Here is a 20,003-nt window from a genome sequence, read left to right as displayed (position 1 = left end):
GACAACAACTAGTATTCGTGCAATAAAAGGGTTGATTATAATATTAAATTGATAAGAGTGAAGTCACAGTTTTATTAAGTTAAGTTTGATTATTTTAAGTTTGAGTTGTTTGATTCTAGTTCCTCGAGCCAATCTGCGATAACTTTAAGAGCTAATCCGAAGTTACCGACTTGACAGTGGTTATGTGCGTGTTCTTTTCGCGTGAAAATTCGTTCAGTTATTGAATTGGCATTTTCAAGTGCTTGAACTTGAAGATTATGCATTTTCAGTGGAATGAAGTGATCTTCTGTCCCAGTTAATATGAGTACATCTTGTGTAACAAGTTCTGATTTTAAGTGCTCTGCATTAAATTCTAATAGTGCCATACCACCTTCAAGTGGAGTATCTGTTTTTGTAATGTACATTAAATTATCTGTACCCCACTTCTCTTGTGGCATCACCTTCATTTTTAAGTCAGCCATCCAATCCATAAGCTTTGGATATTTGAATAACCATAAGGCGAATTTCTCTACAATTGGTGGAGGGATCTTCATATAGTCGTAAGCAATGCTGTGAGCAATGACTCTATTGATTCTAGGTTCAAATGCAGCCGCTCTGAAACATAACCATCCGCCCATAGAAACCCCTAGCAAAGAGACATTATCTAGATCGAAATAATCTAGTATGGCCTTTGTAGGTTCTTCCCATTTGTAATTTAAAGGAAAGCTGTATTTCTTTAAAGCTTTTCCTTGGCCAGGACCTTCAAATAAGATAACTTCATAATTTAAATGGGAAAAGTAAGTTGCCATTGAATACAACTCTTCCATAAATGAATCAAATCCACCATGTATGACAATCGTCCCTTTTTTTATTGCATCATTTGCAGACAATCTCATTGCAGGTAAATATCCGTCATCATAAGGTATTTCAAACCTTTCAATAGGTTCATCTGCAAAAAGGTCATTATAAAACATATTAATAAAAGTATCGTAAAGTGTAATTTTGTCAGGGTCATTTGGGTGGGTGAAAAATTCAGCTGCTCGATAATAAAATGTTGCATTCATGAGACGATTTTCAGAAAGTGCTTTATTAGCCTGTTTAACCATTTCCTCTTTCCAGTCTTCTAGCTTACGAATCTTATTAGAAGCGTCAATCATATCTTCCTTTCTAGTATAGCCCATTGAATACCATCGGTTCATTTGATAATTGATAATTTTAGTTTTATGAAAGTCATGATAACCGACCGGATAATCGAATGTAATCATCGTATATCTCCTTTTTAAAAAATATGAACTTATCCATATAGTACAATTTAATGAGATGAAACATGATTTTTCTCAATGAACCGATTAGTTAATAAATGTATAATTTTAGAACATCTTAAATATTTTAACATGTTCAATTATTTAAAGGTGTGAGCATTGAATTTAAAAAATTTCGCTGGAAAAGTTCATAATCTAAAGTGACTGCAATTTTTGTATTAGCGTCTGAATCTGGCTCTATCCAAGGACGAAAGTCAGCGATGCTAACACCTTTAGCTTCACCATCTTGTTGTATCGTGACAGGTTTTTGAACATATTGGCAAATAGAGAGATTTGTAACGCCACTTATAGATACGAGATCATGCATAGGAGCGCCTTGTATCATTGGGTAATCTTTCTTATATGCATTAAAGTAGAAGGAATAAATTGAAGGGATTATTGAAGCGAAACAATTTGCATTTTGTTCATAGAGATACTTGATATTAAGTTCGTTAATTAGAGCATAATGAGTGACATTCAAAGGATATAAATAGATATCATGTGCCATTGACATAACAATATCGGCTGCAATAGGGTCACTATAGAAATTCACTTCCGCTAACGCAGTAACATTTCCAGGAATTAAGAATGCTCCCCCCATAATGTAATAACGTTTGACAAGCTTCATCGTACTGTAGGATAAAATAAAACCCATAGCTAAAGAAGTTAATCTGCTAAAATTTACGATAATTAATTCATTAGGGTACGATTCAATTAATTCAAAGATTAGATTGAAATTGTTTAGATCTTTATCGAAGGTTTTAGGGGGGACGAGGTCACCTAATCCGTGCACTCCATGTATGTTAGGATAACTTTTAGGATGTTCACCACTAAGGGGGTGCTGGGCACCTCCTATGATTGGAATATCATTACGGTTAGCGACTTTTAACAGGTAAGCGGCGTTCTGCATAGCTTGTTGCTGTGAAATATTCCCATATTCAGTAACGATGCCAACAACGTCAAGTTCAGGATGTAATAATGCATACATGAGTGCAAAACTATCATCAACACCAATGTCAGTAAATATTAATAATTTTTTCATGTACTCTCCTCCAGACAGGCTATATGACAGTATATTCAACTTTAGCTTTGTTATGAAGTGATTATTTTAGAGGATTTTGGAAAAGAAAAAACACCCTATTCCAGGGTGTTTGAATGTTCATAGTTAATGTCCACCATTTGAGCTACCTATGACGAAGGCGAAAACATATGACGTAACTGCAATTACGATAAGCGTAGCAATTACGATTTTTTTACCTTTTGTGGATATACCTAGTTTAGTGAAAAGAAAAAATAAAATCGTGAGCACTCCGCCAAATAATAATCCTCCGATTTGTTTTCCGATGTCTTCACCACTAGTTAGTGCTGCAATGAACCATAATCCGTATGAAGCTGCGATACTAAACCCAAGCTTCATCATAAAAGGTTGTAATGGTAGGTGTAATTCTTTGGATGTGTTTGACACAATCATTCTCCTTTCAATGTTGGAAGATAGTAAAACCCCTCAATTAAATGAAATTGAAGGGTTGTTTTAAGTTAAGGTAGTATAATATTAAAAATATATCGTTTAATATAACCGAATTAAACGAAGTGCTACCTTACTTTATTAAGCTTCATCAGTTAACAAGCCATCACCAAGTATAGCTACAGTAAGCGTTAAAATAACAGAGAAAATAAGTCCTGTTGTAAAGCTATAGCTTGCTCCTTGCATGTTTGATACAACATATGTAATCATTTGGCTTAATAAAAATGCCCAAAAGAAAGTCCAAAAATAACGCATCGTCTCTTCACCTCAATTAATACCACTTTTTAAGATTATCATACCACAAGCGTTTTTAAATTAGAAATAAAAATTCAAATAATTTAACAAGGAAGAAAGTAGATATAGAAGAATATTATAATGTAAACGCTTACTTAATTAAAGCATACTATTTAAGTAACGTATTTTCAACTGTAACAGTTAATAGATGAATGATTTAACATTTGTTTTGTATGGAATTCATAAATTTTAGTAACAATATTAATTAATAGTAATTTTGTGAAAGGGGGATACAGCATGAATGAAAAATGGGAAGAATTGAAGGCGTTACTTGAACAAGATGAGGCAAATCTGACAGATTTCGGCCAGCAAACGATTGAAACGTTACTTAAAGAATTAGAATCGCCAATTTCACAGCTTAGTGATGGATAAATTAGGCATACCCCCTTGCTCTTTCGTGTAACGAACATATATTAATAGAAAGTTATTGTATATAAGTTCAGCAACGCATAACTGTAGTTAACATGAATACAGGAGTAGGGATTATATGAGCGTTGTTGAAAGACAGAGGGGAAATTATAATGGAAGCGACAAAATTTTTTTCTTTTGGTGATCAGTGGAATGTAGTCCATTTCCCAGAAAAACCTAATGGATTTGCCATTCTTATTATCGGAGATGTTAATCATTATGTGGACGAGGAAACGAGTTTATGGATACAAAATTTAGAGCGTTTTCGTTTAATCGAATTACTTTGTGAGCAAGGTTATACTGTATTTTATTCAAATTTATATGGTAGGCACTGGGGTAGTGATAAAACGTTTGAATATTTGCGTCGCTTAAACGCGTATATGATGAGAACGGTTATTTTAAATTCGAGGATTCATTTGTTAGCAGAAGGAATGGGTGCACTACCAGCAATGAAGTTAATGGAAAGAACGCCTGAAACGATAAGAAGCGCTGCTTTCTTAAGTCCTTTAATTGACCTGAAAAATTATTTGCAAAATGAAAAAGAAAACCGTGTGTTCTATAAGCGAATCATTACTGAAATAAAAGAAGGTTATGCTCTTACAGAAGGTGAAGATTTTTCAAGTGTAATTGATTTGTTTGATTTAAAGACGTATCAGAATACAGTTCCATTAAAGATATGGCATGCTACGAATCGTACTAATTATCCTGTTCGTCAACATAGTCGTGTTTACGAAGCACATCGAAAGGCATTAGGTCATCCTATCATGTTATCATTACACATGTTTGAGAAACGCTTTGCAGTTAGTGATGCTCTAATTCGATTTTTTGAGAGTAATGAACATGAATTATAGGCTCCCATCTATTTTTTAGAAGGGAGTTTTTTTATCAAATGATTTGTGATTTATACGATTATATGAGAGTTGAAAACTAGTATTTAATAAAGTACATATATTCATCATTTACGAAAAGTCGCATATATTTTCAAGTAGAAACGATAGTATTATAATATGTATTCCTTTTTCTTACTTTTAATCGAAATATAATCAAGGTAAAATATCATTTAAAGGTTATGAGTCTATTTACTGCCAATTCGTGCTAAATACCTTGTTTGCAGATAAGATTAATAAGGTGAGTGTTTGTCGATGCAAGAAGCAATAGACATGAGGGGGAACGATATGTGGCGATGAAAACGATATTGCTGAGTATAATTACTGGGATAAGTTTTATGCTTCTTCTAGTAGGTTGCTCATCTGAATCTATAAATTCTAATAGTGTTAAAGTGGGAATGCTCGTTCCTGAAACCATTAACGAACCTGTATGGGGAGATAAAGGTTATAAAGGATTGTTGAAAATACAATCTGATTTAGGTGTTGATGTATATTATAAAGAGAATATCAAAACGATAGCAATGGCAGAAAAAGCTATTAAAGAATTTCAGGAGAAGGGTGTATCGCTCGTTTTTGGTCATGGAATTGAGTACGGTCCAATTTTTATTGCCTTTCAGGATAAGTACCCAGATATACAATTTGTCTACTTTAATGGTGATGAGACAGCTGATAATGTGGTAAGCATTAAGTTTAATTCACATGCGATGGGTTTCTTTGGGGGCATGGTGGCTGCAAAGATGTCGAAAACAAATCATATTGGAGTAATTGCTGCATTTGAGTGGCAGCCAGAAATCCAAGGTTTTGTAGCTGGGGCTAAGTATGAGAAACCTGATATAAAAGTATCTATAGATTATACATATGATTGGGCAGGTACAGATGAAGCTATTTATTATTTAGATGAATTAATAAAGGAACGTGCTGACGTATTTTATCCAGCAGGGGATATGTTTAATATACCTATTATTAATAAAGTAAAGGATCAAGGTTTATATGCGATTGGATTTATTTCTGAGCAATCTGATCTAGGGGAAGCAACTGTATTAACGAGTACAATTCAGCATGTCAGTTATGTGTATAAGGATGTTGCCGAGAAATATATGACTGAAAAGCTTGAATCAGGCGTAATACTTGTGGATTTCCAAGATGGTGCTATTTCTATGGGACAGTTTAGCCCTGAAGTGCCAGAGGACTATCAATTAAAGTTAAAAGACATGATAGAACATTATAAATTAATGCAGCAATTACCTAATGAATGAGGATTAACATCTTGATTTTATAATTGGAATAGTAGTATTTTAAGAATCTAAACATTATAGATGGGGTGAACGAATTGAATCAAGAACGAAATATGAAATTTATGCAGATCGCAATGAATTACTTACCTGAAGCAAAAGGCATGCTTGAACAAAGTGGTGTCGAAGTTAGTATGGACAATATTCAACCGATGCTTGAAGTGTTAATGAAAGTTATGAGCGATGCTTATGAACTCGGACATGAAGACGCTCTTAAGGAAAAAGAGTAAAGATTTTTTAGCAGAAAGGGATGAATCCTTTTCTGTTTTTTTTATATTTTTTTAAAAATTTGTTCATCCGAGAAGATGAGTTTCTTGATTCATAAAGTAATTTCATATAAAATTAGTACCAAGTCATAATAATTACTTCTAAAAATAATATGTTTTTTATATGTTGTAGTATTGATATCGTTCACTTATATTAAGTGAATCTTTATTTTGAAAAGGAGATGTTCCTATGAATGTTGGTATTTTAGGAATGGGACGTTATTTACCTGAAAGAGTCTTAACTAATCAAGATTTGGAAAAAATGGTTGAAACATCAGATGAGTGGATTCGTTCTCGAACAGGGATTGAGGAAAGGCGAATTGCCAATGATGATATCAAGACATCGGATATGTCTTATTATGCTGCAAAAGAAGCTTTGGAAAATGCGAATGTAGATGCGAAAGATATTGATTTAATTCTCATTGCAACTGTCACACCTGATCATCCTTTTCCATCTGTCGCTTGTTATGTACAGGAGCGCTTAGGTGCGAAGAATGCAGCAGCAATGGACCTTAGTGCTGCATGTGCTGGTTTCATGTACGGTGTGATTACTGCACAGCAATTTATTCAGAATGGTGTGTACAAAAATGTTCTCGTTATTGGCGCTGAAAAGCTATCATCAATCGTAGATTGGGAAGATAGAAACACAGCAGTGTTGTTTGGAGATGGAGCAGGAGCTGCGGTTATAGGACCAGTATCAGATGGTCGAGGAATTCTTTCATTTGAGCTTGGAGCAGATGGTGTTGGGACACAACATTTATATCAAGATGAATTTATCAAAATGAATGGCCGAGAAGTGTTTAAGTTTGCAGTGCGTCAGATGGGTGAATCTGCTCTTAATGTATTAGATAAAGCAGGGTTAACGAAAGAAGATGTTGATTTCTTAATTCCTCATCAAGCAAACATTCGTATTATGGAAGCGTCTAGACAACGGCTTGAATTACCAATTGAGAAAATGTCTAAAACGGTCCATAAATATGGAAATACTTCTTCAGCGTCGATACCTATTGCCCTTATGGAAGAAATTGAAGATGGAAAGATTAAGGATGATGACGTACTCGTAATGGTTGGCTTTGGTGGTGGTCTCACATGGGGGGCTATTGCATTACGTTGGGGTAGATAAACGGATACCTATTTAATTGAAGTGGTAGTTCTAATGTCTAATATATATTGAAAATAGTATTTATTTTAAAATAGAAGGAGAGTCATAATATATGGAAAAACAACGTGTAGTAGTTACAGGTTTAGGAGCAGTGACACCCCTCGGAAACGATGTAGAGACGACATGGGCACGTATTTTAAATGGTGATTCAGGTATAGGCATGCTTACGAGAGTGGATGCTGACAAGTTCCCTGCAAAAGTTGCTGCAGAAGCTACAGATTTTGATCCAACTGAATTCATGGATCGAAAAGAAGCTCGTAAGATGGATCGTTTCACACAATTTGCAATGGCAGCTTCATTTGAAGCTGTTAAAGATGCAAATTTAGAAATTACTGAAGAAATCGCTCCACGTACTGGTGTCTGGATCGGATCAGGCATTGGTGGAATGGAAACACACGAACAGCAGTTTAATATCTTTCAGGAGAAAGGATATCGACGCGTAAGTCCGTTCTTCGTTCCGATGATGATCCCTGATATGGCTGCTGGCCAAGTATCTATTGCGTTAGGTGCAAAAGGAATTAATTCTTGTACAGTAACTGCATGTGCTTCAGGGGCAAATTCAATTGGTGATGCATTTAAAGTGATTCAACGAGGTGACGCTGATGTGATGATTACTGGTGGAACGGAAGCACCGATTACTTCAATGGCTGTTGCTGGATTTAGTACAGCACGTGCACTCTCGTTCAGTGACGATCCTACAAAAGCAAGTCGACCATTTGATAAAAATCGTGATGGTTTCGTAATGGGAGAAGGCGCTGGAATTCTTGTGCTTGAATCATTAGAGCATGCTCAAAAACGTGGTGCAAAAATATATGCTGAAATTGTTGGATATGGTGCTACTGGAGATGCACACCATATTACCGCACCAGCTCCAGGAGGAGAAGGTGGTGTTCGAGCAATGAGACAAGCAATTGAAGATGCAGGATTACAGCCTGAACAAATTGACTATATGAATGCTCACGGTACAAGTACAGAATATAATGATAAATTTGAAACGATGGCAATTAAAGAAGTATTTGGTGAACATGCGAACAAACTTGCAATTAGTTCAACTAAATCGATGACAGGTCACTTACTCGGTGCTGCTGGTGGAATTGAAGCTATTTTCTCAGTTAAAGCAATTACAGATTCTGTATTGCCACCGACTATCAATTATGAGACACCTGATCCAGAGTGTGACTTAGACTATGTACCAAATGAAGCACGTAAGCAAGAAGTTAATGCGGTATTAAGCAACTCACTTGGTTTTGGTGGACACAACGCTACACTAGTATTTAAAAAATATAATGGGTAATGTCGTGAAAAGCACCTGAATACGTTCAGGTGCTTTTCTATAATTATATATTTAGTGCAAACGAACGAATGGGATGTTTTTTTAAACTAAACAAACAGTATAAGTAAAAACCCACGCTTCAATATATATGAGGCGTAGGTTTCATATTAACTATTCGGTTCGTCTTCTGCATCATTGATAGCTGTTTGTGTGTTATCACTGTTGAAAAATTCGTCAAGTGCTTGGCGATTTTCTGATTCATCAAGTGCGAGAACTGAACCAGCATGTTCATAATATGAATTCGAATATGTTCCATCAATAGGGATACGTAACGTTTCAATATTATCAGGCGTATTTAAGAGAAAGTCTTTACCTAAACCGAGCATTTCAACTTCAGAAATATCAGTTTTTAAGTACGGTTGAATCATACCTAGCATTCTAGGAAGTTTTAATACACCTTTAACACTAATAAGTTCATCCTTAACAGCTTCAATCACTTGTTGTTGACGACGGACACGACCGAAATCACTTTCTGAATCGTGGCGGAAGCGAGCGTAATGAAGTAATTGCTCTCCATCTAATTTTTGTTGTCCTTCTTGTAAGTCAATGTATAGTCCACCTGCTCTGTCAACGTAGTTCATTGATTTTTCAACATCAATATCGATACCTTTAGGAGCCAATTCATCAACAATTTCTGTAAATCCATCAAAGTTTACAAGAGCGTAATATTGTACATCAATATTAAAGTTTTCTTTAATCGTTTGTCGAACGAGTTCAGCTCCACCAAATACATACGCCGTATTCATTTTGTTATAACCATAACCTGGAATGGATACGTAGCTATCTCGCATAATTGATGCAAGCTTTGCTGTTCCATTTTCAGGATCGTATTGTGCAATCATTATTGTATCTGTACGACCGCCTTTAGCTGACGTAGTATCAGTACCTAGTAGTAATATGTTTGTCTTACCGAATTCGTTTTCGGAACCTTTGAATTCAGGTTCTTCTACTTCTGGGACCTCTGAATTAATATCATCATCATTGCCTCTAGCTCCTACATTAAATTCGTAAGCACTGTAGCCAATTGCTGTACCAAAAAATAATATAAAAAAGAGGAGTAAGCGGAACTTTTTCTTGTTCTTCCGTTTCTTACGGCGAACAATTCTTGTTGATGCCATCCTATGTTTCACCCTTTCTAATAGTCCAAACACTAATTTACCGCCAAATTATGTATTCGTAAAGAGTTTTTTAGAAAAATTCAATATTACTTGTCGAACCGTCACGAATGAACATAATGCTTGTTTAGTAGTTTAATAGTAATCTTAAGGCGTTCCCACATTTGATTGGGCACACCTTTTCTTATATTTTAACATAAATTAGTCGTTAAGAGAGGATGTGAAGCAGATGTCCGTCCAGCGAACTGATAAATGGTTGCAAGAATATGTCAAAAGATGGCGTCAAACATTCAATCGTAAACAACTTTATTTAGATAAAATCATTGAGCCAATTGATGATCTTTTCACAGATGCGAGCCATATTGAAATTCAACGCCATCTAAATCATCATGGAATGTTCACACATCGGACAAATGTTCAAAGTGAAGTTAGTGAACTAATAAAAAAAGATTATTGGTCCATCATTCATACTGATTATGAAAAACTAAAAAAAGAGTGGCAGGGACCAAGTGTTCAAGTGTATATATTCCCCTCTGATCATAATATTCGCTTAATTCAACAATTTTTTAAGGGTAAAAGTGGTCTTTCATATTCAAAAGCAGTCTTCCTATTCGTTAGTTCACGTAACGATGAAACTGAAATAAAATCATTACTAACTCATGAATACCATCATACGTTTTATATAAAGAAAAAAGGTAACCCAGAAACAGTGACAGACGTAATGTTAATGGAAGGTATGGCAGAATGTGCAGTGTTAGAACGTTTCGGAAAACAAGCACTAGCACCGTGGACCTCATTATATAAAGAGAAAGATAGTGAACAATTATGGAATAAATATATAAAAGGATATGAAAAAGAACGTTATAATCCGTCTACTCGAAATCTTTTATATGGAGGAAAAGGGGTTCCAAAATGGCTAGGATATTTTCTTGGGTTTCAGATCGTTAAGAACTATGTAGACAAACATCACACACAAGCAAAAGATTTACCTAACATTCCAAAAAAGAAGTTTTTAGAACAAATCGGCTGGGAATAGTAGTCCACTTTCATCGTGACTTCTTATTAAATGAATTCATTAAGTGGTGGCAAGTCAATTATTGTTCTTGTCACCCAACGATAAAGGTATGCTTCATCTGTTAATCATATTCACTTATACTCCGCATACAATGATAGAAAAAGGACAAGCGGTGATGGAATGAAAAGGTGGAGCAAGATATTAGATATAAGATTTGGGATGGCATATGATTTTTAGGCTATTCTTTTTTTTAATTGGGTTTGGACTTGCAGTATCGGGTGGAGTTAGTGCAATTATTTATTTGAATATGCTTACAATCGGTCACGGTGTAGGGGAGTATATTCGATTTACGAGTCAAAGGGTGGAGTGTTCCTTGCTTCCTATCGGTATGTTGCTCATATGGCTTAGTATATATTGGCCGTTATCTAAGCAGTAAAATGTAATCGTTTCTTTACATGGAATAAATTACTCAAGAGCGGACATACTGTAGGATACATACTGATGAAGTGAGGGGAATGAGCATGTTATATTTGCATGACGTATGGGTCAATTGGTTTGAAGGCGAAGAGAACGGTTATAATGTTTGTTCTTTCCATGAATGGAGAAAAACCGATACCGTCGAACTCCTTGATCAAGCACCCTTATTGAAAGTAAACACACCATTATTTCGTTACATAGAAAATGATTTAGCCGAGATACCTAAAAATTTGTTAGATGATGTATTTCAGAAAAGTTATGTACGGCGAAACCATGAGCGAATTCAACTTGAATATTGTTTCATACTAACTGATGGGAACGATATTCTTGCGGTTGATACGATAGGGTATACACTTCCTATTCGAAAAAGCCGCCTTATTCCGAGGCAGGAACGTCTTGTGTATGAAATGGTTGAAAATGAGCCGTTCACAGAATATGTATTTTCGAAGGAAGAAATGATGAAAGAGCATCATATTCTTTCTCCTGAACCACTTGTGATGAACGGCCTTACACGTAAGGAACGACAATTAAAGCAGTTATTGTTCATGGCACTTGACCAAATAAAAGCATCAGAAAATCCTGCACAAATTCGATATTGGTATACAGAGTGGAATCCAGAGAAATATCATGAAGTACAAGTGATGAAATTTGAACAGATTTGGAGAAAGCTCTACGAAGAAATGAAACTTGGTTGGACAAACCGTCATGAATTAATATGTGAAGGATTAATAAAAGGTCAACCTTTTTTTGAAAAACTTTGGGAGCTTGAAAATGGACAAAAGGTTAATTAAAAGCAGCCGTTATTTCGGCTGCTTTTAATATGTCTTGAGAATTTGATTTTATCTACGTTTACGTACTAATCCAACAGCATTCATTGCTTTTTGGAGTGTCTTTGAAGCAGCGCGGTTAGCTCGTTCTGCACCTTCATCTAAAATATCGTCGAGTTTTTCTGATTCCATTAACTGATGATAACGTTCTTGAATTGGCTTAAGGACATTAATGATTGCTTCAGCAGTATCTGTTTTAAACTCACCATAACCTTTATCCTTATAGGCTTCTACTAATTCTTCGATTGAGCGATTTGCACAAATTGAATAAATAGTTAATAGGTTTGAAACACCCGGTTTGTTTTCCTTGTCATATCGTACGATCCCTTCTGAATCGGTTACCGCACTTTTTACCTTTTTCATAATTTGCTTTTCATCATCTAACATCGAGATGAAAGCTTTTTTATTGTCGTCAGATTTGCTCATCTTCTTCGTTGGATCAGTAAGTGACATAATACGTGCACCAACTTTAGGAATTTGAACTTCTGGTACTTTGAAAACTTCATAATAACGGTTGTTAAAGCGTTCTGCCAAATTTCTCGTTAGCTCAAGGTGTTGTTTTTGATCTTCACCGACAGGTACGATATCAGTATTATAAAGTAAAATATCAGCAGCCATAAGCGGTGGATAAGTAAGTAAACCAGCAGAAACTCCACCTTCTTTTTGCTTTAATGACTTATCTTTGAATTGAGTCATACGCTCTAATTCGCCGATATAACTTGTGCATTGTAAAATCCAAGCTAACTGAGCGTGAGCTGGAACTTCTGATTGAATAAATACCGTTGACTTATCTGGATCAATGCCTGCTGCTAAATAAAGTGCAGCAAGAGAACGGCTATTTTCACGCAAAGCTAAACGATCTTGTGGAACTGTAATTGCATGTTGATCAACAATACAGAAAAAACACTCATTTCCATCTTGCATATCAACAAAGTTTTTCATCGCTCCAAGATAATTTCCTAATGTTAATGTACCACTTGGTTGAATACCTGAGAATATTTTGCTCATTATCCATCACTCCAATAAATTTAATTGTTAATATTCGCTTATTAAGACGAAAAAAGCCCATTCATCCCCAATGTTGCTAGGGACGAATGGACCGTGGTGCCACCCTAATTATTTCTTAAAGAAAGAAATCACTTAATACCAGTTGAAAACTGAGTCTATGATATCGTGTAGACATTCACGTCAATTCCTACTGATGTAAGTAATACATGTTCAGATTGAGTGCTCAAAAGTCCATTCCATTCTATATCGCTACTTGTTCGCACCAACCACAAGCTCTCTATGAAACGATAATAAAATGTACTATTCTTTCTCATTGCACGTAAGTTATTTAAGCTTTAAAACATTATACTTAAAAATGTTTTAATTTACAAATAGTGATAAATAAATATTTCTAGTTCACATGTTATCATGTATAATTATTTACAATATATTAAATTAAATGAAAAAAATGTAATACGAATGTGTTGTTCCTACTCTTATAGTTGAACTAGAGCAATGTAAGGGGGATTTTTTGAAATGAAACATGAATATTTATTCATGTTTTTACAAAATTCGCATCAAATATTTCGAATTTCGAAACCGTTTACTATCATGCTTTTATGCTACTTCTATTTCGTCACAATGCTGTAGTAAAGCATTACTACAAAAATTTTTATTGAAAATCCGTAATTAATGTGTGTATAATTAGATTATTATTTTATTAAAGATTCTTTAAAGTTTTGTGTAGTTTTTACGTTTTTCGCAGGGGAATGATAAGATTGCTTAAATTAGACGAAACAGATTTACGAATATTGCAATCATTACAGGAAGATGGACGTAGGCCGTACACAGACATTGCCAAGGAATATGGAATAAGCGAAGGTAAAGTGCGCTTTCGCATTAATCGTATGCTTGAAAATGGTGTGTTTGAATTTGTCATACATACAAATCCGAATAAGATTGGTCTACATGTTCAAGCTATCATTGGGATTATTACGAAGATTGGTTTCCGTGACCATGTAGCTGAAGAATTAGCAAGTTTTAAAGAAGTAAGATTTGTGGGAGCATTTGCAGGGAAATACGATATAATGATTCAAGCTTATTTTTCAAGTAATGAAAAATTGGTTGAATTTACAGACCACTATTTGTCAAAAGTAAATGGAATTGAGAAGTCTGATGTTTTCCTAGAATTGAAAGATTACAAGGATTCTTTCTCATATATTGAGTTATCAAATGAGTAATTATAACTTATAAGTTAAATTATCAGAATCTTCTCGTTAATCTTTCGATTGGATATTGCTTAACTATTTAAGGGGTAATAATGTCAAATTATTGGACAAACTTTAAGGAGGTGGTTGTTACTCAAAAGGATAATGTTGAGGGTTTCAGATTTAACAAATATTAAAGATTTTCAAGGGGGAAGCATGTATGAAGAAACGTTTATCCGTATTATTTAGTTTATTGCTTGCGTTCTCACTAGTACTTACAGCATGTACTGGTGGCGGTAACGAAGCAACACCTGGAGCTGGTGAAGGAACTGATGAAGGAACAACAGAACCTACTACTGAAGCTGTTGAACAAGTATTCCGTGCAAATATTACTTCTGAGCCGTTCTCACTGAACCCAAGTTTAGCGAACGATTCAACTTCAGGTAATGTATTGTTACAAACGTTTGAAGGTTTAACACGTATCGATGAATCAGGTAAACCACAACCAGCTATGGCTTCAGAAATCAAAACTTCTGAAGATTTAAAAACATACACATTCACAATTCGTGATGATGCAAAATGGTCTAATGGTGACCCTGTAACAGCAAATGATTTTGAATTTGCTTGGAAATGGGCACTTGATCCTGCAAACGATGCACAATATGCATACCAACTTTACTATTTGAAAAATGCTGCACAAGCAAATGCTGGTGAAGTTTCAACTGATGAAGTTGGTGTTACTGCAGTAGATGAGAAAACGTTACAAGTGGAATTAGAAAACCCAACACCTTACATCTTAGAGTTAACAGCTTTCTATACTTATTTCCCGGTTAATAGTAAAATCGCGAAAGAAAATGACAAATGGTACACAGATGCTGGTGAGCTTTATACATCTAATGGTCCATTCAAGATGACTGAGTGGAGTCATAACGATACAATCGTTCTTGAGCCAAATGAAAATTATTGGGATAAAGATACTGTTAAGTTAGAGCGTATTGAGTTCTCTATGATTAATGATGAAAACACAGAGTTAAACATGTTTAAAAGTGGACAACTTACTTGGGCTGGAGATAACTTCGGTTCATTACCTTCAGAAGCAGTTCCTTCTTTAGAAAAAGAAGGGAAATTAAATATTAAACCAACTGCAGGTACTTACTGGTACAAGTTCCACACAGAAAAAGAACCATTTAACAATGCAAATATCCGTAAAGCATTCTCATATGCAATCGATCGTGAAGCACTTGTAAAGAGCGTTACGAAAACTGGTGAAATCCCAGCGATGGCTGCTGTTCCACCTTCAATGTTCCCAGAGAACGAACAAGGATATTTCAAAGATAATGATATTGAAACAGCGAAAGAATTGTTACAAAAAGGTATGGAAGAGTTAGGTTATAGCAGTGTTGAAGATATGCCAGAAATCAAACTTTCATACAACACAAGTGAATCACATCAAAAGATTGCACAAGCTGTTCAAGATATGTGGAAGAACAACCTTGGTGTAAATGTAGAACTTGAAAATGCTGAATGGGCAGTTTACATTGAAAAACTTCACCAAGGTGACTACCAAATCGGTCGTATGGGTTGGTTAGGTGACTTCAACGATCCAATGAACTTCCTTGAGCTTTACAAAGAGCTAGGCGGTAATAACGATACTCGTTGGCACGATGATGAGTTTGCTTCATTATTAGAGCAATCTCAAACTGAAACAGATCCTGAAAAACGTACAGCTATGTTAAAGCAAGCTGAAGAAATCTTTATAGATGCAATGCCAGTTGCACCTATTTACTTCTATACAAATGCTTGGGTACAAGAAGACAACCTTAAAGGTATAGTTATGTCTGGTTTAGGTGACGTACAATTGAAGTGGGCTCATTTCGAATAATTCGAATTCCACTGATAAGGTATATGGGTTTCCCATATACCTTATCTTCTGAATGAAAGCTTTTTTCTATTAATTGGAGGTGCATCCATATTGTTTAAGTACATTGCCAAGCGATTATTATATATGTTGTTTACGCTGTGGCTCATCGTAACCGTAACATTCTTTTTAATGCGTGCGGCACCAGGTTCACCATTTACAGGTGAGAAAGAGTTACCGCCAGCAATACAAGCGAACTTAGAGGCGTATTATGGGCTAGACAAGCCATGGTATATGCAATATGTCGATTATGTAGTTTCAGTAGCAAAATGGGATTTTGGTCCATCCTTTAAGTATAAAGGGCAATCGGTAAATGATTTGATTAACGATGGTTTTCCAGTTTCTTTCATGTTAGGGATGGAAGCAATCTTCTTAGCGTTAGCATTTGGTGTTCTACTCGGTGTTATAGCTGCTCTAAGGCATAATAAATGGCAAGATTATACAGCTATGATTATTGCTGTACTGGGAATCTCCGTACCGAGCTTCATCATGGCATCTGCCCTGCAATATTTCCTTGCAATCAAACTTCAAATATTCCCTGTTGCAAGATTTGATACGTTTATGCACACGGTGTTACCAGCACTTGCATTGGCTTCAACGCCGATGGCATTTATCGCTCGATTAACACGTTCAAGCATGTTAGAAGTAATAAACAATGATTACATTAAAACAGCAAAGTCTAAAGGACTAAACGCAAGAGAAATTACGATTCGTCATACGCTTCGTAACGCAATGATGCCTGTAGTATCCTATATGGGACCATTAGTTTCTGGGATTTTAACAGGTAGTTTCGTCATTGAGAAAATTTTCGGTATTCCAGGCTTAGGGATGCACTTTGTAACAAGTATTTCAAACCGTGATTATTCGGTTATTATGGGTGTAACGGTCTTCTTCAGTGTATTACTACTTGTTTCAATCCTTCTTGTAGATATTGCCTATAGCTTGATTGATCCGCGTATCAAGTTAGCGGATAAGAAGGGGGAGTAACGTGATGGAACAAATTTCAAAAGAAATGTTTGAAAAAGTTGGAGTTAACACATCAGAATCGGAAAAAATCTCGCGTCCAAGTATATCGTTTTGGAAAGATGTATGGATGCGGTTTAAACAAAATAAATTAGCGATGACAGGTGTCGTATTAATATTTTTAATTGGAGTTATGGCGATAATTGGACCGTATCTTACACCATATGATTACGCAACAAATGACTTAATTAATGCCGATCAACCGCCTTCTGCTGAACATTGGTTCGGGACTGATGATCTTGGGCGTGACGTCTTTACCCGTTTATGGGAAGGTGCACGAATTTCGTTATTTATCGGTCTTGCAGCAGCAGCGATTGACTTAGTAATCGGGGTTATCTGGGGTGGTTTGAGTGGTTTCATAGGTGGGCGTACAGATGAAATTATGATGCGTATTGCCGATATTTTATGGGCTGTACCGTATTTACTACTAGTTATCCTACTCATGGTCGTATTCGAACCAGGTCTCGCTACGATGATTGTTGCGATGACGATTACAGGTTGGATTAATATGGCTCGTATCATTCGTGGACAAGTGTTACAACTGAAACATCAAGAATATGTAATGGCTTCACAAACTTTAGGTGCAAATACGAGCCGTGTTATGAGAAAACATTTAATCCCAAACACGATGGGACCTATTTTAATTACAATGACATTAACAATACCAGGTGCGATTTTTACAGAAGCATTTTTAAGTTATTTAGGACTCGGTATACCAGCACCATTAGCAAGTTGGGGAACGATGGCAAGTGACGGTGTACCAGCACTTCAGTATTATCCTTGGCGTTTGTTCTTCCCAGCAACATTTATTTGCTTAACGATCTTCGCATTTAACGTAATTGGTGACGGTTTGCGTGACGCGCTTGATCCGCGCCTACGTAAGTAGAAGGAGTGTAATGAATGGAGAAAATAATTGAAGTAAAAGATCTGAAAGTATCATTCCATACATTTGCTGGCGAAGTGCAAGCTGTTCGTGGCGTGAACTTTCATGTAAATAAAGGGGAAACGTTAGCAATCGTGGGTGAATCAGGATCAGGTAAGAGTGTAACGACACAGTCGATCATGCGCTTGATCCCAATGCCTCCAGGTGAAATTAAAGAAGGACAAATTCTTTTTCAAGGTGAAGACCTCGTTAAGAAAACAGATCGTGAAATGGAAAAAGTCCGTGGGAAAGATATTAGTGTTATTTTCCAAGATGCGATGACATCGTTAAATCCAACGATGAAAATTGGTCGCCAAATTACTGAAAGTATGTTGAAACACAATAATGTTTCTAAAGCAGATGCACATAACCGTGCAATTGAATTATTAGAACTTGTTGGAATTCCTCGCCCAGAAAAACGTATTAATCAATATCCACACGAGTTTTCTGGTGGAATGAGACAACGGGCGATGATTGCAGTTGCACTTGCATCTGATCCGAAATTATTAATCGCTGATGAACCAACAACGGCGTTGGATGTTACGATTCAAGCACAAATTCTTGAGTTGCTGAAAGATATTCAGAAGAAGACGGGAACTTCGATTATCTTTATTACACATGATCTAGGTGTTGTAGCAAACGTAGCAGATCGTGTAGCTGTTATGTATGGTGGAAAAGTTGTTGAAACGGGAACAGTAGATGATGTGTTCTATAATCCACAACATCCGTATACGTGGGGACTATTGGCTTCAATGCCAGACTTAGATACTGATCAAGGGATGCTTCAAGCGATTCCTGGTTCACCACCAGATTTAACGAACCCACCAAAAGGTGATGCGTTTGCTGCTCGTAATCCGTATGCAATGAAGATTGATTTTGAACAACAACCACCAATGTTCAAAATTAGTGATACGCATTATGCAGCAACATGGTTACTTCATGAGAATGCACCGAAAGTCGAGCCACCTGAAATTGTAAAGCGTCGTATGAAACAATACAAAACGAAGGCTGGTGAACGATAATGGCGCAAAAACAAGAGGTATTGCTCGAAATTAAAAACCTGAAACAACACTTCGGAAAAGGTGATGGAATTGTAAAAGCTGTTGATGGAATTTCATTTGACATTTACCGTGGTGAAACGTTAGGTCTAGTTGGAGAGTCTGGTTGTGGTAAATCAACAACAGGTCGAACAATTATTCGACTATATAATGCAACAGATGGCCAAGTAATCTTTGATGGTGAAGATGTACATGGTAAGAAATCTAAGGCAGAATTAAAGAAATTCAATCGTAAAATGCAAATGATCTTCCAAGATCCGTATGCTTCTTTAAACCCTAGAATGACGGTAGCTGATATTATTGCAGAGGGAATTGACATTCACGGTCTTGCGAGTTCGAAGTCAGAGCGTATGAAGAGAGTATACGAACTGCTAGAAACTGTTGGTCTTAACCGTGAGCATGCGAATCGTTATCCACACGAATTCTCTGGTGGTCAACGTCAGCGTATCGGAATTGCACGTGCACTTGCTGTAGATCCAGAATTCATTATTGCTGATGAACCGATTTCTGCACTTGACGTTTCGATTCAAGCTCAAGTTGTTAACTTAATGCAGAAGTTACAAGAAGATAAAGGATTAACGTATTTGTTCATTGCCCATGATTTATCGATGGTTAAATACATTAGTGACCGTATTGGCGTAATGTATTTCGGGAAGTTAGTTGAACTTACAACCAGTGAACAATTATACAAAAATCCATTGCATCCTTATACGAAATCATTATTATCTGCGATTCCACTTCCAGATCCAGATTACGAACGTAATCGTATTCGTGAAGTATATGATCTAGAAGAACATAAGAAATTAATGAATGGTGAAGAACCAGAATTTCGTGAAGTAAGCCCAGGACATTGGGTATCTTGTACGAAAGCTGAGTTTGAAGAATATAAGAAACAAGTGAAAAACTAAAAGTTAATCATCATAAAAAATGCTCCCTATAGAGTAGACGAATTGTCTACCTATAGGTTTTTTTATGTTGACGTGTAGATGTCAATTTTATGTCATCA

Annotated in this window: 21 protein-coding genes and 1 other annotated feature; of the genes, 15 read left to right on the top strand and 6 right to left on the bottom strand. The window is 36.0% G+C overall.

The annotated features are described in order from the left end of the window. Nucleotides 1–89 precede the first annotated feature (89 nt). The 4 genes from BFG57_RS15390 to BFG57_RS15375 form a co-directional block, all read right to left on the bottom strand. Nucleotides 90–1,244 (bottom strand): alpha/beta hydrolase family protein, encoded by a 1,155-nt coding sequence (locus tag BFG57_RS15390; RefSeq protein WP_069718372.1) that lies wholly within the window; start codon nucleotides 1,242–1,244, stop codon nucleotides 90–92. 133 nt (nucleotides 1,245–1,377) lie between these two features. Continuing rightward, nucleotides 1,378–2,322 carry a nucleoside hydrolase gene (locus BFG57_RS15385; RefSeq protein WP_069718371.1) on the bottom strand — a complete coding sequence of 315 codons (945 nt, stop codon included), beginning with the start codon at nucleotides 2,320–2,322 and terminating at the stop codon, nucleotides 1,378–1,380. 123 nt (nucleotides 2,323–2,445) lie between these two features. Next, on the bottom strand, nucleotides 2,446–2,745 hold the full coding sequence (locus tag BFG57_RS15380) for a hypothetical protein (RefSeq protein WP_069718370.1): 300 nt from the start codon (nucleotides 2,743–2,745) through the stop codon (nucleotides 2,446–2,448). Between the two features lie 141 nt (nucleotides 2,746–2,886). Further along, entirely contained in the window at nucleotides 2,887–3,060 is a 174-nt protein-coding gene (locus BFG57_RS15375; RefSeq protein ID WP_069718369.1) for a YjzD family protein, read from the bottom strand. A 276-nt stretch (nucleotides 3,061–3,336) separates the two neighbouring features. On the opposite strand from BFG57_RS15375, the gene BFG57_RS19490 reads away from it, so the two are divergent. The 6 genes from BFG57_RS19490 to fabF all read left to right on the top strand — a co-directional run bounded on the left by BFG57_RS19490 (nucleotide 3,337) and on the right by fabF (nucleotide 8,408). Further along, nucleotides 3,337–3,471 (top strand): hypothetical protein, encoded by a 135-nt coding sequence (locus BFG57_RS19490; protein ID WP_281186705.1) that lies wholly within the window; start codon nucleotides 3,337–3,339, stop codon nucleotides 3,469–3,471. A gap of 149 nt (nucleotides 3,472–3,620) precedes the next feature. Then, nucleotides 3,621–4,358, top strand: coding sequence for an alpha/beta hydrolase family protein (locus BFG57_RS15370; protein ID WP_069718368.1), 738 nt, complete (start codon nucleotides 3,621–3,623; stop codon nucleotides 4,356–4,358). Between the two features lie 332 nt (nucleotides 4,359–4,690). Next, a complete protein-coding gene (locus BFG57_RS15365) occupies nucleotides 4,691–5,650 on the top strand; it encodes a BMP family ABC transporter substrate-binding protein (protein WP_069718423.1) in 960 nt (319 codons plus the stop codon). A gap of 74 nt (nucleotides 5,651–5,724) precedes the next feature. Then, nucleotides 5,725–5,916, top strand: coding sequence for a ComZ family protein (locus tag BFG57_RS15360; protein WP_217627937.1), 192 nt, complete (start codon nucleotides 5,725–5,727; stop codon nucleotides 5,914–5,916). Nucleotides 5,917–6,142: 226 nt separating this feature from the next. Continuing rightward, nucleotides 6,143–7,075 (top strand): beta-ketoacyl-ACP synthase III, encoded by a 933-nt coding sequence (locus BFG57_RS15355; protein ID WP_069718367.1) that lies wholly within the window; start codon nucleotides 6,143–6,145, stop codon nucleotides 7,073–7,075. Between the two features lie 91 nt (nucleotides 7,076–7,166). Continuing rightward, complete coding sequence (gene fabF / locus BFG57_RS15350) at nucleotides 7,167–8,408, top strand: beta-ketoacyl-ACP synthase II (protein WP_069718366.1); 1,242 nt, start codon at nucleotides 7,167–7,169, stop codon at nucleotides 8,406–8,408. Between the two features lie 146 nt (nucleotides 8,409–8,554). Here fabF and BFG57_RS15345 read toward each other — a convergent pair whose 3' ends face one another. Next, nucleotides 8,555–9,565: an LCP family protein gene (locus BFG57_RS15345; protein ID WP_069718365.1), complete on the bottom strand. Its 1,011-nt coding sequence runs from the start codon at nucleotides 9,563–9,565 to the stop codon at nucleotides 8,555–8,557. 226 nt (nucleotides 9,566–9,791) lie between these two features. Between BFG57_RS15345 and BFG57_RS15340 the strand changes: the two genes are divergently transcribed. The 3 genes from BFG57_RS15340 (at nucleotide 9,792) to BFG57_RS15330 (ending at nucleotide 11,845) form a co-directional block, all read left to right on the top strand. Then, on the top strand, nucleotides 9,792–10,598 hold the full coding sequence (locus BFG57_RS15340) for a DUF2268 domain-containing putative Zn-dependent protease (RefSeq protein ID WP_069718364.1): 807 nt from the start codon (nucleotides 9,792–9,794) through the stop codon (nucleotides 10,596–10,598). 205 nt (nucleotides 10,599–10,803) lie between these two features. Beyond that, entirely contained in the window at nucleotides 10,804–11,013 is a 210-nt protein-coding gene (locus BFG57_RS15335; RefSeq protein ID WP_175428373.1) for a YuzI family membrane protein, read from the top strand. Between the two features lie 85 nt (nucleotides 11,014–11,098). Next, nucleotides 11,099–11,845, top strand: coding sequence for a YjbA family protein (locus BFG57_RS15330; protein WP_069718363.1), 747 nt, complete (start codon nucleotides 11,099–11,101; stop codon nucleotides 11,843–11,845). A 48-nt stretch (nucleotides 11,846–11,893) separates the two neighbouring features. Here the strand turns inward: BFG57_RS15330 and trpS are convergent, their stop codons facing one another. Continuing rightward, nucleotides 11,894–12,889 (bottom strand): tryptophan--tRNA ligase, encoded by a 996-nt coding sequence (gene trpS / locus BFG57_RS15325; RefSeq protein WP_069718362.1) that lies wholly within the window; start codon nucleotides 12,887–12,889, stop codon nucleotides 11,894–11,896. A 75-nt stretch (nucleotides 12,890–12,964) separates the two neighbouring features. Then, nucleotides 12,965–13,212 (bottom strand) — a binding site (T-box leader). Between the two features lie 435 nt (nucleotides 13,213–13,647). Between trpS and BFG57_RS15320 the strand changes: the two genes are divergently transcribed. From BFG57_RS15320 to BFG57_RS15295, 6 genes are all read left to right on the top strand, one after another. Continuing rightward, entirely contained in the window at nucleotides 13,648–14,109 is a 462-nt protein-coding gene (locus tag BFG57_RS15320; protein WP_069718361.1) for an Lrp/AsnC family transcriptional regulator, read from the top strand. A gap of 187 nt (nucleotides 14,110–14,296) precedes the next feature. Further along, nucleotides 14,297–15,958: a peptide ABC transporter substrate-binding protein gene (locus BFG57_RS15315; RefSeq protein WP_069718360.1), complete on the top strand. Its 1,662-nt coding sequence runs from the start codon at nucleotides 14,297–14,299 to the stop codon at nucleotides 15,956–15,958. Between the two features lie 90 nt (nucleotides 15,959–16,048). Continuing rightward, the gene (locus tag BFG57_RS15310; protein WP_069718359.1) at nucleotides 16,049–16,981 is read left to right on the top strand and encodes an ABC transporter permease; all 933 of its coding nucleotides are present in this window, start codon (nucleotides 16,049–16,051) and stop codon (nucleotides 16,979–16,981) included. A gap of 4 nt (nucleotides 16,982–16,985) precedes the next feature. Continuing rightward, entirely contained in the window at nucleotides 16,986–17,903 is a 918-nt protein-coding gene (locus BFG57_RS15305; protein WP_069718358.1) for an ABC transporter permease, read from the top strand. Nucleotides 17,904–17,917: 14 nt separating this feature from the next. Next, nucleotides 17,918–18,961, top strand: coding sequence for an ABC transporter ATP-binding protein (locus tag BFG57_RS15300; RefSeq protein ID WP_069718357.1), 1,044 nt, complete (start codon nucleotides 17,918–17,920; stop codon nucleotides 18,959–18,961). Beyond that, the gene (locus BFG57_RS15295) at nucleotides 18,961–19,905 is read left to right on the top strand and encodes an ABC transporter ATP-binding protein (protein WP_069718356.1); all 945 of its coding nucleotides are present in this window, start codon (nucleotides 18,961–18,963) and stop codon (nucleotides 19,903–19,905) included. The genes BFG57_RS15300 and BFG57_RS15295 overlap by 1 nt, the downstream gene beginning before the upstream one ends. Nucleotides 19,906–20,003: the final 98 nt, after the last annotated feature.

Origin of the sequence: Bacillus solimangrovi, from assembly GCF_001742425.1 — a bacterium.
GTDB lineage: Bacteria > Bacillota > Bacilli > Bacillales > Bacillaceae_N > Bacillus_AV > Bacillus_AV solimangrovi.
This window is presented reverse-complemented; position numbering and strand designations above follow the sequence as displayed.

Coding starts and splice junctions, on each gene's coding strand:
- BFG57_RS15390 (WP_069718372.1), bottom strand. CDS start 1,244: ATGATTACATTCGATTATCCGGTCGGTTATCATGACTTTCATAAAACT.
- BFG57_RS15385 (WP_069718371.1), bottom strand. CDS start 2,322: ATGAAAAAATTATTAATATTTACTGACATTGGTGTTGATGATAGTTTT.
- BFG57_RS15375 (WP_069718369.1), bottom strand. CDS start 3,060: ATGCGTTATTTTTGGACTTTCTTTTGGGCATTTTTATTAAGCCAAATG.
- BFG57_RS19490 (WP_281186705.1), top strand. CDS start 3,337: ATGAATGAAAAATGGGAAGAATTGAAGGCGTTACTTGAACAAGATGAG.
- BFG57_RS15370 (WP_069718368.1), top strand. CDS start 3,621: ATGGAAGCGACAAAATTTTTTTCTTTTGGTGATCAGTGGAATGTAGTC.
- BFG57_RS15365 (WP_069718423.1), top strand. CDS start 4,691: ATGAAAACGATATTGCTGAGTATAATTACTGGGATAAGTTTTATGCTT.
- BFG57_RS15355 (WP_069718367.1), top strand. CDS start 6,143: ATGAATGTTGGTATTTTAGGAATGGGACGTTATTTACCTGAAAGAGTC.
- fabF (WP_069718366.1), top strand. CDS start 7,167: ATGGAAAAACAACGTGTAGTAGTTACAGGTTTAGGAGCAGTGACACCC.
- BFG57_RS15345 (WP_069718365.1), bottom strand. CDS start 9,565: ATGGCATCAACAAGAATTGTTCGCCGTAAGAAACGGAAGAACAAGAAA.
- BFG57_RS15340 (WP_069718364.1), top strand. CDS start 9,792: ATGTCCGTCCAGCGAACTGATAAATGGTTGCAAGAATATGTCAAAAGA.
- BFG57_RS15335 (WP_175428373.1), top strand. CDS start 10,804: ATGATTTTTAGGCTATTCTTTTTTTTAATTGGGTTTGGACTTGCAGTA.
- BFG57_RS15330 (WP_069718363.1), top strand. CDS start 11,099: ATGTTATATTTGCATGACGTATGGGTCAATTGGTTTGAAGGCGAAGAG.
- trpS (WP_069718362.1), bottom strand. CDS start 12,889: ATGAGCAAAATATTCTCAGGTATTCAACCAAGTGGTACATTAACATTA.
- BFG57_RS15315 (WP_069718360.1), top strand. CDS start 14,297: ATGAAGAAACGTTTATCCGTATTATTTAGTTTATTGCTTGCGTTCTCA.
- BFG57_RS15305 (WP_069718358.1), top strand. CDS start 16,986: ATGGAACAAATTTCAAAAGAAATGTTTGAAAAAGTTGGAGTTAACACA.
- BFG57_RS15300 (WP_069718357.1), top strand. CDS start 17,918: ATGGAGAAAATAATTGAAGTAAAAGATCTGAAAGTATCATTCCATACA.
- BFG57_RS15295 (WP_069718356.1), top strand. CDS start 18,961: ATGGCGCAAAAACAAGAGGTATTGCTCGAAATTAAAAACCTGAAACAA.